7 protein-coding genes and 2 pseudogenes are annotated in these 12,790 nt (G+C 64.7%); 8 read left to right on the top strand and 1 reads right to left on the bottom strand.

Going from position 1 to position 12,790, the window contains the following annotated elements; genetic code table 11:
• Positions 1–244 precede the first annotated feature (244 nt).
• The 8 genes and pseudogenes from JFU57_RS23645 to JFU57_RS23610 all read left to right on the top strand — a co-directional run.
• A pseudogene (locus JFU57_RS23645) lies at positions 245–1,384 on the top strand (LLM class flavin-dependent oxidoreductase); the annotation flags it as partial.
• Between the two features lie 46 nt (positions 1,385–1,430).
• Positions 1,431–2,483, top strand: coding sequence for an ABC transporter substrate-binding protein (locus JFU57_RS23640; protein WP_201130952.1), 1,053 nt, complete (start codon positions 1,431–1,433; stop codon positions 2,481–2,483).
• A gap of 36 nt (positions 2,484–2,519) precedes the next feature.
• The gene (locus JFU57_RS23635; protein ID WP_201130951.1) at positions 2,520–3,578 is read left to right on the top strand and encodes an ABC transporter substrate-binding protein; all 1,059 of its coding nucleotides are present in this window, start codon (positions 2,520–2,522) and stop codon (positions 3,576–3,578) included.
• Between the two features lie 391 nt (positions 3,579–3,969).
• Positions 3,970–6,237 carry a TonB-dependent receptor gene (locus tag JFU57_RS23630; RefSeq protein WP_201130950.1) on the top strand — a complete coding sequence of 756 codons (2,268 nt, stop codon included), beginning with the start codon at positions 3,970–3,972 and terminating at the stop codon, positions 6,235–6,237.
• 205 nt (positions 6,238–6,442) lie between these two features.
• Positions 6,443–8,910, top strand: a pseudogene (locus tag JFU57_RS23625) (TonB-dependent receptor plug domain-containing protein).
• 297 nt (positions 8,911–9,207) lie between these two features.
• Entirely contained in the window at positions 9,208–9,975 is a 768-nt protein-coding gene (locus tag JFU57_RS23620; RefSeq protein ID WP_201130949.1) for an ABC transporter permease, read from the top strand.
• A gap of 9 nt (positions 9,976–9,984) precedes the next feature.
• Positions 9,985–10,746, top strand: a complete 762-nt coding sequence (locus JFU57_RS23615) for an ABC transporter permease (protein WP_201130948.1) — start codon at positions 9,985–9,987, stop codon at positions 10,744–10,746.
• An 11-nt stretch (positions 10,747–10,757) separates the two neighbouring features.
• Positions 10,758–11,552 carry an ABC transporter ATP-binding protein gene (locus JFU57_RS23610; protein ID WP_078473407.1) on the top strand — a complete coding sequence of 265 codons (795 nt, stop codon included), beginning with the start codon at positions 10,758–10,760 and terminating at the stop codon, positions 11,550–11,552.
• 28 nt (positions 11,553–11,580) lie between these two features.
• Here JFU57_RS23610 and JFU57_RS23605 read toward each other — a convergent pair whose 3' ends face one another.
• Positions 11,581–12,747, bottom strand: coding sequence for an MFS transporter (locus tag JFU57_RS23605; RefSeq protein ID WP_201130947.1), 1,167 nt, complete (start codon positions 12,745–12,747; stop codon positions 11,581–11,583).
• Positions 12,748–12,790: the final 43 nt, after the last annotated feature.

Raw genomic sequence — 12,790 nt, 5'->3', positions numbered from 1 at the left:
GCGGGCTGCGCTGTTCGGGCCCGTGTCGGCGATTAATCAGGCTGTTGCACGCCCAGCAGCGATTGCTGACGGGGTGTTGCTACAGACGCACCCCGGCCGGCGAACGTTGCGAGTACTGCGCTAAAACCTGCGGCCCTGCTGGCCGAAACCGCTTAGGGCAGCCCATGGCATGGCCGTTGCACTCACCCTGGCACGGCGACCTCGCACCCGCGCGGCGCAACGCGTTACTGAATCAGGAGCATCCATGAGCACTGAATTTTTCTGGCGCCTGCCGCTGGGCACCGACGGTCCACAGCTGAGCACCGACAAACACAACCGGGGCAGCGCGCAGTATCGCCCCGGCAACATTGCCCCGGGCCGTTTGCCCAATGGCGAGCCCGACGACTTCACCTACATCGACTACATCGCCCAGGTGGCCAAGGCCGCAGAACTGGCCGGCTTCGAAGGCGCCCTGCTGCCCACTGGCCCCGAGCCCTGGGTGGTGGCCGCAGCCCTGGCCCGTGAGACCCGGCGCATCAAGTTCCTGATCGCGTTCCAGGCCACCTGGACCCTGCCGGCCTACGCCGCGCAGCAAGCGGCGATCCTGCAAAACCTCAGCCGCGGGCGCCTGGAGTGGAACATCATCACCGGCGGCAACCCGGCGAGCCAGCGCGCCAATGGCGACTTCCTCGAACATGACCTGCGCTACAAGCGCACCGGCGAGTTCCTCGACATCATCCAGGGCCTGTGGGAGAACGAACGCTTCTCCTATGACGGCGATATTTTCCAGCTGGAAAACGGCGCCCTGCCCCCGGGCCTGCAACATGAACGCAAACCGGGGGTGTACTTCTCCGGGTTCTCCGACGCTGCGCTGGACGTGGCCGCCAGGCATGCCGATGTGTACCTGAACTGGGCCGAGCCGGTGGACAAGCTCAAGCCGCACATCGAGCGCGTACGCGAGCTGGCGGACAAGCAGGGACGCAGCGTGCGCTTCGGCCTGCGGGTCGACCTGTTCGCCCGGGAAACCGAAGAACAGGCCTGGGCCGACCTGCGCCGCCAGTTCGACAAGCTCGAAGGCAAGAGCAGCGTGGTGGCCAAGGGGTTCACCAGCGGTTCCGACTCGGTGGGCGCCGCGCGCCAGACCGCCTACCACCAGAACATCGACCGTTTCGACGACCTGATCATCGGCCCCAACCTCTGGGCCGGTTTCGCCAAGGCCAAGCCGGGGCCGACCGTGGGCCTGGTGGGCAGCCACCAGAACATCGCCGAACGCCTGGTGGAGTATCGCGATGCCGGGTTCTCGACCTTTATCCTGGCCGGCAACCCGCACCTGGAAGAAGCCCTGCGCATCGGCCAGGAAGTCCTGCCCCTGGTGCACCAGCGCCCGGTCGCGCAACCCGCGCCCGCCCCCACCTTAAAGCCAGCGCCTGAGCGCCACCGGAGAGCCCGCAATGACCCAACCCCTCGATACGCTCTGGTACACCCGCTGCCCGGTTCCCACCGGGCTGGGCATCGCCGTGCAGAAAGGCTGGCTGCAAGACACCCTCGGCGCCCTCGGGACCCAGGTCCAGTCGCTGCGCGAGTCCAGCGACCAGGCGGTACGTGAATCACATTTCGATCACAGCCTGCGCCATTCGGTGCGCCATGGCGGCAACATCCCGGCGATCTGGGCCCGGGCCCAAGGTCGCGAGACCCGGGTGATCGGCCTGTCCTGGGCCGATGAAGTGCAATTGATCCTGACCCGCCATGACAGCGGCATCAAAACCGTCAAGGACCTCAAGGACCGGCGTTTCGGCCTGCCGGACTGGGCCGGCGCGCAGATCGACTTCACTCGGGCCCAGGCCCTGCGCGGCCTGGAGAACGCGCTCAAGCTCGAAGGCTTGCAAGTCGGCGACCTGCAGTTGGTGAACTTCCGCTACGGCGGCACCTTCAGCGACGCCCCGGTGCGCACCGTCAGCGGCACCCCGGTCGGTGCCCAGCCGGGCAACGGGCGCAACCTGGAACTGGTGGGGCTGCTGCGCGGCGAGGTTGATGCGATCTTCCTCAAGGGCGCCAGCGCCGCCCAGCACGCCCATGATTTCGGCCTGCACACGGTGATCGATACCGGCTCCCACCCGGACCCGCTGATCCGCAGCAACAACGGCACGCCGCGCACCCTGGCGGTGGACCTGGCCCTGCTCGACGAGCATTTCGAGGTGGCCAGCGGGATTCTCGATTCGGTGCTGCGCGCCGAGCAGTGGGCCCACACCCACGGCGAAGAGACCCGGCGCTACCTGGCCCGGGAAACCAATAGCAGCGAGTACTGGGTGAATGCCGCCTACGGCGAAGACGCCCATTTGCGCCTGCGCACCGCCCTCGATGAACAGGCCATCGACGCGTTGCAGGACTTCACCCAATTCCTGCATCGCTGGCGCTTTATCCCGCACAGCTTCGATGTTCGCGACTGGATCGACCGTCGGCCGCTGGAAGCGCTGCTGGCCACCCCTACCGCACTGGCGGGCTAACCCGCCGGGTTTCATGGATTCGAACTGAAGACCCTTATGAGCAAACCACTCGATACCCTCTGGTACACCCACAGCCCGGTCCCCACCGGGCTTGGCATCGCGGTGCAGTCCGGCCGCCTGGCGGAAGCGTTCCTGCCGTTCGGCACCAATATCCAGTCGTTGCGCGAATCCAGCGAACGGGAAGTTCGCGAAGCGCACTACGACCACCACTTGCAGAACTCGGTGCGCCACGGCGGCAACATCCCGGCGATCTGGGCCTACGCCAGCGGCGTGCAGACCCGGGTCCTGGGGCTGTCCTGGAGCGACGAGGTGCAGCTGATCCTGACCACCGCCGAAAGCGGGGTCAAAAGCATCCGCGACCTGAAGAACCGCCGCTTCGGCCTGCCGAAATGGGCCAACGTGCAGATCGACTTCACCCGCGCCCAGGCCCTGCGCGGCCTGGAGAACGCGCTCAAGCTCGAAGGCCTGAACGTGTCCGACGTCGAGCTGGTGGATTACCCCTACGGCGGCACCTACAGCGATGAACAGAAGCAGCATGTGTATGGCTCGGAAGTCAGCCTCGGGGTTAGCCGCTTCAGCCGTCGCAACAACGAACTGATCGGCCTGCTGCGCGGCGATATTGACGCGATCTTCCTCAAGGGCGCCCATGCCGTGCACCTGGCCAACGAGTTCGGCTTGCAAGTGGTGGTCGACACCGGCTCCCACCCGGACCCGCTGATCCGCAGCAACAACGGCACGCCACGGACCCTGACCGTGGACATCAACCTGTTGCAGGAACATTTCGACGCCAGCGTGAAAATCGTCGACACCGTGCTGCGCACCGAGCAATGGGCCTGGGCCAACCCCGAGGAAACCCGGCGTTTTCTCGCTCGCGAACTGAACACCAGCGAATACTGGGTGGCCGCAGCCTACGGCGAAGATGCACACCGGCGCCTGCGCACCACCCTGGATGCACGTTCGATCGAAGCGCTGCAAGACTTCACCGACTTCCTCCACCGCTGGGATTTCATCCCGCGCCGCTTCGACGTCCGCGACTGGATCGACTTCAGCGTCCTGGAAAAAGTCATAGGCTCCACCTCCCGCGTCGCCGTCTGACCCCCTCCCCTCATGCCGGAGTGCGCGCGCAAGGCGCTCCGGTTGTTTCCCGGCAACCATTGACCTGTTGCTTATGTAACGCCCCCGCAAAGATGACTGGCCTGCCAGCTGTTCCGCTGCCGGCTCGGCTGTTGCTGGAGCAGCATTCTCGACCTTTGTTGCTGCTGCTCCAGCAGCAGCCTCCACGCAACTTCTGCTGAATAATCGGCATGCTGTTTCGGCCGGACTGGATCGCCCTGATCCGGCTATTGAAAAACAACGTTTAAAGCCCCGGATAGAATATTTAAATCCTTAATTATCAATAGCTTATTAAAACTAACCGGCCTGAAAAATCTCTTGGCACGATCTCTGCTCTAGCCCCTGTAGCACAACTTTTCCGGGGGAGATTCACATGCATAAACTTCATCCGCTTACCAAGAGCATCGGGCTTGCGTTATGGCTCGCAGGCGGCGCTGTCAGCGAGTTGGCGTTGGCGGCCGAGAGCACCGAGGCCGACGGCAAGAACAGCAGCGAACCTGCGCTGAAGACCGTGACCGTCACCGCCCAGCACCGGGAAGAAACCCTGCAAGAGGTTCCGGTGGCGGTCTCGGCGGTCCAGGGCACCAGCATCACCGCCGACGGCGTGCGCGCCATGGGCGACATCACCACCTTTATTCCCAACGCCTCGGCCAAGAATCCCGACGGCGACGGCCGTCCGCGCTGGTACATCCGTGGCCTGGGTACCGGCGATACCGGCGCCGCCACCGTATTCCCGGTGGGAATCTATGCCGACGACGTGTATTTGAACGCGCCGATTGCCGGTGGCGGCCCGCTGTTCGACCTGGAGCGCATCGAGATTCTGCGCGGGCCCCAGGGCACGCTGTATGGCAAGAACACCACCGCAGGCGCGGTAAACGTGATTTCCAAGAAGCCGACTTTCGACACTGACGGCTTCGGCACCATCGGCTTTGGCAGCAAGAACGAACGCATCCTCAGCGGCGCCCTGGGCGGTGCCCTGGTGGACGAAAAGCTGGCGGCGCGGATCTCGCTGTACTCCGAGGAACGTGACGGTTTCCAGAAAAACCTCACCGACGATCACACCTATGGCGACGTCAACAAGAAAGCCGTGCGCCTGCAGTTCCTGGCCCAGCTCAACCCAGACCTCGACGCCTTGCTGAAGATCCACAGCCGTGAGTTCAAGGGCGATGGCAGCAACGGTTCGCTGCCGGTCGGGCGTTACTACAACGTCGGCTATCAGCGGCCGAACGGGCGCAATATCGCGCTCAATACCAACGAAGATGCCAAGCTCGATCATGACGGCACGTCCCTGACCCTGAACTGGCACCTGGGCGACTACACCCTGACCTCGATCAGCGCCTATGACTATATTCGCGGGCGCTCCACCAGCGACGCCGACTACACGCCCTACGAGGTCAACGGCGCGGCGATTTCCGACAACAAGTACACCCAGTACTCCCAGGAACTGCGCCTGGCCTCGCCCCAGCAGGAAACCCTGCGCTGGTTGCTCGGTGCGCATTACTTCCACGAAGACCTCGACAGCTCGGCCCAGCGCATCATCACCCCGGGCCCGACACCCAATGGCACCGGCTCGAACCAGACTGGCGGCGTCACCGATTTGCGTGACCTGAACTACGACCACAAGACCGACAGCTACGCGCTGTTCGGCAACCTGACCTACGACTTCACCGACAACTTCACTGTCACCGGTGGCCTGCGCTGGACCCAGGAAAAGAAAAACATCGACCTCGATCTGACCCAACTGACACGCGCCACGGCCAACGGCCCGCTGATTGCCCTGGGCGGCAGCGGCACCAACGGCAACCGCCAGGAAGACAAGACCTGGGAAGCCTGGACCTACGACCTGACCCCGGAATACCGGATCAATGACAATGTGCGGGTGTTCTTCCGTTATGCCCATGGCTTCCGCTCGGGCGGCTTCAACACGGGCCTTTCCACCAGCCTGGCGCAGTTGACCACGGTCGATCCGGAACAACTGGACGCCTATGAAATCGGCCTCAAGTCGGAGTGGTTCAACCACCGCCTGACCGCCAACGCCAACGTTTTCTACTACGACTACTCGGATATCCAGGTCAATCTGCTGACCGTCAACAACGGGGTGCTGACCACGGCCCTGACCAACGGTGCCTCGGGCAAGGTCAAGGGCGCCGAGCTGGAACTCGAAGGCCAGCCGACCGATTACCTGCACCTGCGGGCGGCGGTGTCATTCCTCGACACCGAATACACCGACTTCAAGAACACCAACCCCACCAGCGGCGCGGTCACCGGCGACTACAGCGGCAACAGCTTCGTGCGCTCGCCGCGCAACGTGGTGTCCCTGGGCGCGGACTACACCTTCCCCCTGGAAATCGGCGGCAAGCTGGTGGCCGGTGGCGACGTGAGTTTCCGCGACAAGGAGTACTTCCTCGCCGATCGCCAGAGCAGCGCCGACAAGACCCTGAGCCAGCCCCACTACACCTTGGCCAACAGTCGCCTGACCTGGTACAGCCCGGATGAAAAACTCAGCGTCACCGGGTTTGTGAACAACCTCACCGACCGCCGCTACCAGGTGCATGGCCGGCCAAACGGCACCCTGGGCCAATACGTCATCACCTACGGCGACCCACGCACCGTCGGCCTGAGCGTCACCAGCCGCTTCTGATCCGGCGGCGATACACCCCGCTGGAGCGGGCCCTCACGTCGCGCATCGGCTTGAAGGCCTGCCCGCTCCGGCAGCACACCGCGATTTCCGGGCCACCGGCATCCACATAACCCTGCAGGAGCAGCCGGGCGGGATGCCGCTCGCAAGGCCGCTACCGACGGCCGGTTCCTGCACACGCCCGTTCTCAGCAAAAAGGAATTTTTCCATGTTCCATCGCAATCCGTTGGCCGGCGCCGTGGCGCTGGTCATCGGCAGCCTTGCCGTGCCTGCTTTCGCTGCCGAAACCTCAAGCAAACCCGCCGCCAGCGGCGACCACCTGGACACGGTGGTGGTGCTGGGCACCCGCCGCAGCGACCTCACTGCCCTGCAAAGCGCAGCGCCGGTGGACGTGCTGTCCGGCGAACAACTGCAGCAGACCGGGGCCAGCGATCTGTCCGGAGCGCTGACCGCACTGTCGCCGTCCTTCAGCTTCCCGCAGTCGCCCCAGGGTGCCTTCGCCGGGTCTATCGCCCAGGGCGCCTCGCTGCGCGGCCTGGCCTCCGACCAGGTGCTGGTGCTGGTCAACGGCAAGCGCCGCCACACCAGTGCCAACGTTACCCGGCAAAGCCTGGTCAACGGCCGGGGCGCCGCGGCAGTCGACCTCAGCCTGATCCCCATCAGCGCCATCCAGCGGGTAGAGATCCTGCGGGACGGTGCAGCCGCCCAGTACGGCTCCGACGCGATTGCCGGGGTGATCAACATCGTGCTCAAGGAAAAGGACGACGGCGGCAACCTCGGCTATCGCTTTGGCGGCTATGACAAGGGCGACGGCATCCAGCGCAAGCTCAGCGGCTGGAAAGGCTTCGCCCTGCCCAACGACGGCTTCCTGACCTTGAGTTTCGACGCCGGGAGCCAGGACCCGGCCAGTGACACCAACCCCGACAACCGGATCTTTTACCCCGGCTCCACCAGCATCAACACCCCGCGCGAGCAGAACAACCCGAACCGCACCTGGCGCTGGGGGCGGCGAATATCTCGGACCAGTACAACTTCACCGCCAACAGCGAAATCGGCGTGGGCGAAGGGCTGACCGCCTACGGTTTTGCCACCTACTCCCACAAGAACAGCGACGCCGAGAACTTCTTCGACCCGCCCACCAGCCTGCGCAACAACTACGGCAGCGTCGCCCTGGCGCGCTTCCCCGACGGCCGCGTGCCCATCACCCGCTACACCCTGGAGGACTACGCGGTCACCGGCGGCCTGCGCTATGAAACCGAGCAACTGGGCAAGTTCGACCTGGCGCTGAACCACGGTGACAACAGCGTCAAATCCACCGACCGCAATGCGATCAACCCGAGCTGGGGGGCCAGCAGCCCGGAGAAGATCTACACCGGCGAACGCGAGGCCGATCAGACCAACATCACCCTGGACTGGGTACGCGACTTCCCCACCGATCTGCTGTTCAAGCCGCTGACCCTGTCCGCCGGCCTGGCCTGGCGCAAAGAGAACTACGAGCTGAGCGCCGGTGAAGCCGCGGGCTGGCAGAACGGCCCGCTGTTCAACAGCATCGACCCGATCACCGGCCGACGGATTCCGGGCTACTACTCGGGAATCACCCAGGTCGACGCCGCGTCCCTGGACCGCAAGGTGCTGGGGGCCTACATCGATGTCGAAGGCCAGGTCACCGAGAAGTTCCAGGCTGGTGTCGCGGTGCGCACCGAGCATTATTCGGACTTTGGCGACACCACCAACGGCAAGCTGTCGCTGCGCTATGACTTCACCCCGCAGATCGCCGCCCGCGCCACCGCCAGTACCGGCTACCGGGCGCCGTCGCTGGTGCAGAGCGGCATGTCCTCGTTCAGCGTGCAGGTGGTCGAACAACCGCCAGGCAGCGGCAACTATGTCGAGGTGCAGCAACGCACCCTGCGCGCCAACAGCCCGGAAGCCGCGCTGCTCGGGGGCAAGGCGCTCAAGCCCGAGGAGTCCACCAACTACTCCCTGGGCCTGGTCTGGCGGCCACGGCCCAACGCGTCGGTGACCCTGGACGCGTACCGGATCAACATCGACAACCGCATCACCCTCTCCGACCAGCTGCCGGCCTCGGTGGTGTCGCCGATCTTTGCCGGCACGCCCTACGCCAATATCCAGAGCGCGGCGTTTTACACCAACGTGGCCGATACCCGCACCGATGGCGTCGAGCTGACCGGCAACTATCAACTGGACCTGGCGCAATGGGGGCGCTTGAACCTGAGCAGCGGGATCAGCCAGAACAACACCAAAATCACCGCCTTGCGCGATGTCGGCAATATCCAGGGCTCGCAGATCATCGGCCGCACGACCCAGGGCCTGATCGAAGACGGTACGCCGAAAAACAAGCTGATCCTCAGCGCCAATTGGCTGTATGACAATTGGGGCCTGACGGTGGCCCAGCGGCGTTATGGCGAGTGGAAGAGCCTGAACGCGACCAACCCGACCCTGGACCAGACCTACAGCCCGCAGTGGGTTACTGACCTCGACCTGTCCTACACCTTCGACAAGGCACTGAAAGTATCGGTGGGTGCGATCAACCTGTTCGACAGCCACCCAGACAAGTCCGACGGCGTGCAGCTGTACGGCGTTCCCAAATATTCCACCACCAGCCCCGAAGGCGCACAGGGCGCGTTCTACTACACCAGCGTCAGCTACGAGTTCTGACTGCTGACGGGGTGTTGCCCAGGCAGCAGTCACTGCTGGCCAGGCACCACCCCTTCCCGATACGTCCAAAAACCACGGTGCCCTCCAGGGACAGTGCAGCCTGGCGGTAGCGGCTACAGGTCCACGACAGGCCCTTGTAGCCGCTGCCGAAGGCGGCGCTGGCCAGCCCTGACGCAGTGATTTCCCAGAAAAACCACGGCCCCTCCAGGCCTAACGCAGCCTCCGGCGCAGCTACGGATCCGGAGTGGCACAGGTCTTGCGAAGGCACTGGGGTACTTCGCTGAATTAAGACTCGCCATGGCCTTTCGTACCCGTTCTGTATTGACTGCCCTGACCTGGCTCATCTCGCCCATCGCGCTGTTGGCGGTATGGGCGTTGGTGGCCGCGGCCGGGATTTTCCCGCGTAATTTGCTGATTCCGCCGGCCCAGGTGGTGCAGGCGTTTGCCGGGCTGCTGGCGAGTGGCGAACTGTACGAGCATTTGGGCAACAGCCTGTCGCGCCTGGGCCTGGGGTTTGCCATCGGTTCCCTGAGCGGCCTGGCCTTTGGCGTGTTGATGGCCTTGTCCAGGCAGGTCGAGGTGTATTGCGGCGCGCTGTTCCATACTCTGCGCCAGATCCCCAGCATCGCCCTGATTCCGATGTTCGTGCTGCTGTTCGGCATCGACGAAACCTTCAAGATCATCATCGTCGCCAAGACCGCCTTTTTCCCCGTGGCCCTGGCCGCCAGCGAAGGGGTCAAGGCCATCCCCCGCAGCTACTTCGAGGTGGCTGACGTCTACCGCCTGCGCTGGCCGACCCTGGTCCGCGAAATCGCCCTGCCCGCCGCCGCGCCGCCGATCATCACCGGTTTTCGTATCAGCCTGACCCGGGCCTGGGTGGTGCTGGTGGCCACCGAGTTGCTGGCAGCCGACAGCGGCCTGGGGCAGATGATTGAAATGGGCCGGCAAATGCTGCGCATCGACGTGGTCATGGTCGGGGTCCTGGTTACCGGGGTCATCGGCTTTGCCCTGGACTTCACCTTTCGCCGCCTGGAACAGCACCTGTTCCGCTGGCAGACCCGCTAGGAGCCGCCCATGTTGCACTGGCTGAGAAAAACCCGTGGCCTGTTGCTGCCGCTGCTGTTGATCGGCGCCTGGGAGTACCTGTCGCGTCAGGACGCCGCCGGCGCCTATGCCTTTGTGCCGCTGTCGACCATCGGCAGCGCCCTGCTCGAACTGCTGGGCAACGGCGAGTTGCTGGTCAACCTGCTGGCAAGCCTGGCGCGCACCAGCAGCGGCCTGGCCCTGGGCATTGTGTTCGGCGTGCTGCTGGGGGTGCTGATGGCGCTGTCGAGCCTGGCCAACCGCCTGATCGGCCCGCTGTTTCACTCGATCCGCCAGGTGCCGATGCTGGGCTGGATCCCGCTGATCGCCATGTGGTTCGGCAATGGCGAGTTCTCCAAGGTGCTGATCGTCAGCCTCGCCGCCTTTTACCCGATGGTGCTCAACACCTACCAGGGCTTCAGTCACGTCGAGCAGCGCTACCGCGAGGTCGGCCAGGTGCTGGTGTTCAGCCGTTGGCAGCAGTTCTGTCATGTGCTGCTGCCGGCCGCTGTGCCGAGCATCGCCACCGGTGTGTTGCACGCCCTGGCATTCGCCTGGGTCACGGCGGTGGGCAGTGAATTGTTCCTGTCTTCCGGGGCTGGCCTGGGCAACCTGATGATGAACGCCGAAGCCGGCTCGCGAATGGAGGTCATTGTGCTCAGCGTGCTGTGCATCGGCCTTTGCGGCTACCTGATGAACCTGCTGTTTACCCTGTTGAGCCGCCACCTGTTGCGCTGGCGCTCCATTCGTTGAAAGGCCACCCCATGAACGCAATTGCCCAACACGCCCCGTCCCGCAGCCCGCAACTGGCGAGCGGCGCCCTTGAGATCCGTGGCCTGAGCAAGGCCTACAAGATCGAAGGCAAACCCCTGCCGGTGCTGCAAGAGATCAACCTGAAGGTCCGCCCCGGGGAGTTCGTGAGCATCCTGGGCGCCAGCGGTTGCGGTAAATCCACCCTGCTGCGGCTGATTGTCGGGCTTGAAGCCGAGTACCAGGGCCAGATCCTGCTCGACGACCAGGTCATTTCCGGCACCAGCCTGGAACGGGGCATCGTGTTCCAGGACCATCGCCTGTTCCCGTGGATGACCCTGAGCAAGAACATCGCCCTGGCGCTGAAGAACCATCCCCTGCCCCAGGCGGAAAAAGACCGGCTGGTGGCCGAGCACATTGCCCTGGTCAATCTCCAGGGCTTTGAAAATGCCTACCCCCATCAGTTGTCCGGCGGCATGGCGCAACGCGCGGCCATCGCCCGGGCGCTGATCAACAAACCCAAGGTGCTGCTGCTGGACGAACCCCTGGGCGCCCTCGACGCCCTGACCCGGGTCCACCTGCAACACGAGCTGCAACGCATCTGGGTCCAGCAGCGCTGCACGGTGATCATGGTCACCCACGACATCGAGGAAGCGCTGTACCTCGGCGACCGGGTGATCGTGATGGACGCCCACCCAGGCCGGATCAAGCACCAGATTGAGGTCGACCTGCCGCACCCGCGGGACCGTTCCTCAAGCGTGCTGCAAGGCTACAAGGAGCAATTGCTCGAAGAGTTGGTGGGGCATTGATCCCAGCCGTCCATGACAGGCCGAGGGTTTAGGGGCGCGGCGCTCGGTGCCAGGCCAGGAGGACGAGAAACAGCAGCGCCACCGCCCCCACCGTGAGCATCAAGCCACTGGCGCTGATATGGGACACCGCCAACCCCGTGGCAATCGGTCCGAGGACACTGCCCAGGGTGTAGAACAGCGCAATCGCGGTCATGGCAGTCGACACCTGATGCTCAGCCACCCGCTCGCCGGCTTCCATCACCGCCAGGGTATTCAGGCCGCCGATGGCCCCGCCCCAGACAAACACCAGCAACGACGCCAGCCACGGCCACGGCTGGCTCAAGGGGATGGCCAGGGTGCCCGCCAGCACCAGCAGTGCGCAGGTCCGTTGTGCGCTGCGGCTGCAAGTGCGGTCGGCGAGCCAGCCCAGGGGCAGTTGCAACAGAGTGCCGCCGGCACCGAACAAGGCGATAAACAAGGTGGCGGCGGTCAGCAGATAACCGGCGGACACGCTATAGCCGGCCAGAAAAGCCACCGACGAGGTTTCGCAGAAGCCGGCGACGAAGGCCCCGCACAAGGCCAGGGGGATCAGCGTAAACAACCGCGAATGGTGTTTGGCCAGGGGCGTTTGCGGGCGACAGTCGTGGGCCAGCAGGCTCAGGGCCAGGCCAGCGCTGAGGGCAATGATCGCGGCGCAGGCCAGGTACGGCAGCCGCCCCTCCACCCCCAGCGCCACCAGCAGCAAAGGCCCGGCGGCGATGCCCAGGCCCATCAGGGTTTCGTGCACGCCAATCGCCCGGCCGCGTTCGCTGCGGCTGGCCACCGCGACAATCCAGGTGTCGCAAGCGATCCAGCGCAGGATCAGGCCGATACCCAACAGGAAATTCAACAGAAACAGCAGCACCAGGTGCTCGCTGAAGGCCATGCCCAACAGTGCCAGCACGCTGAGCAAGGCACTCAGCAGGTTGGTCCGGACCAGCCCGAGCCGGGCCAGGATCCTCGGCACCTGCTTGTACAGCAGCAGGATCGCCAGCCAGGCCGCGCTGACGATCAGGCCGATCCCGGTCGCGCCGACGCCGCGCTGCTCCAGGGACAACGACAGCAACGGCGTGACGGTGCCGATCTGCACGATCTGCGACAGCACCGACAACAGGTTGATCCGGGTCAGGGCTGCCCAGCGCTGACGGGCGCCGGGATCCGGGCTGAGCTGTGGCATCGCGACCTTTCCTTGTCTGCCGTTGCTTGACCGCGCCGTGCGC

The organism is Pseudomonas sp. TH07 (assembly GCF_016651285.1).
Classification (GTDB): Bacteria; Pseudomonadota; Gammaproteobacteria; order Pseudomonadales; family Pseudomonadaceae; genus Aquipseudomonas.
Note: the sequence above shows the minus strand (reverse complement) of the source record. Positions and strands in the feature narration are given on the sequence as shown.

What these genes read in the sequence shown, in the direction of transcription:
- JFU57_RS23640 (WP_201130952.1), top strand. Translation starts at nt 1,431, where the DNA reads ATGACCCAACCCCTCGATACGCTCTGGTACACCCGCTGCCCGGTTCCC.
- JFU57_RS23635 (WP_201130951.1), top strand. Translation starts at nt 2,520, where the DNA reads ATGAGCAAACCACTCGATACCCTCTGGTACACCCACAGCCCGGTCCCC.
- JFU57_RS23630 (WP_201130950.1), top strand. Translation starts at nt 3,970, where the DNA reads ATGCATAAACTTCATCCGCTTACCAAGAGCATCGGGCTTGCGTTATGG.
- JFU57_RS23620 (WP_201130949.1), top strand. Translation starts at nt 9,208, where the DNA reads ATGGCCTTTCGTACCCGTTCTGTATTGACTGCCCTGACCTGGCTCATC.
- JFU57_RS23615 (WP_201130948.1), top strand. Translation starts at nt 9,985, where the DNA reads ATGTTGCACTGGCTGAGAAAAACCCGTGGCCTGTTGCTGCCGCTGCTG.
- JFU57_RS23610 (WP_078473407.1), top strand. Translation starts at nt 10,758, where the DNA reads ATGAACGCAATTGCCCAACACGCCCCGTCCCGCAGCCCGCAACTGGCG.
- JFU57_RS23605 (WP_201130947.1), bottom strand. Translation starts at nt 12,747, where the DNA reads ATGCCACAGCTCAGCCCGGATCCCGGCGCCCGTCAGCGCTGGGCAGCC.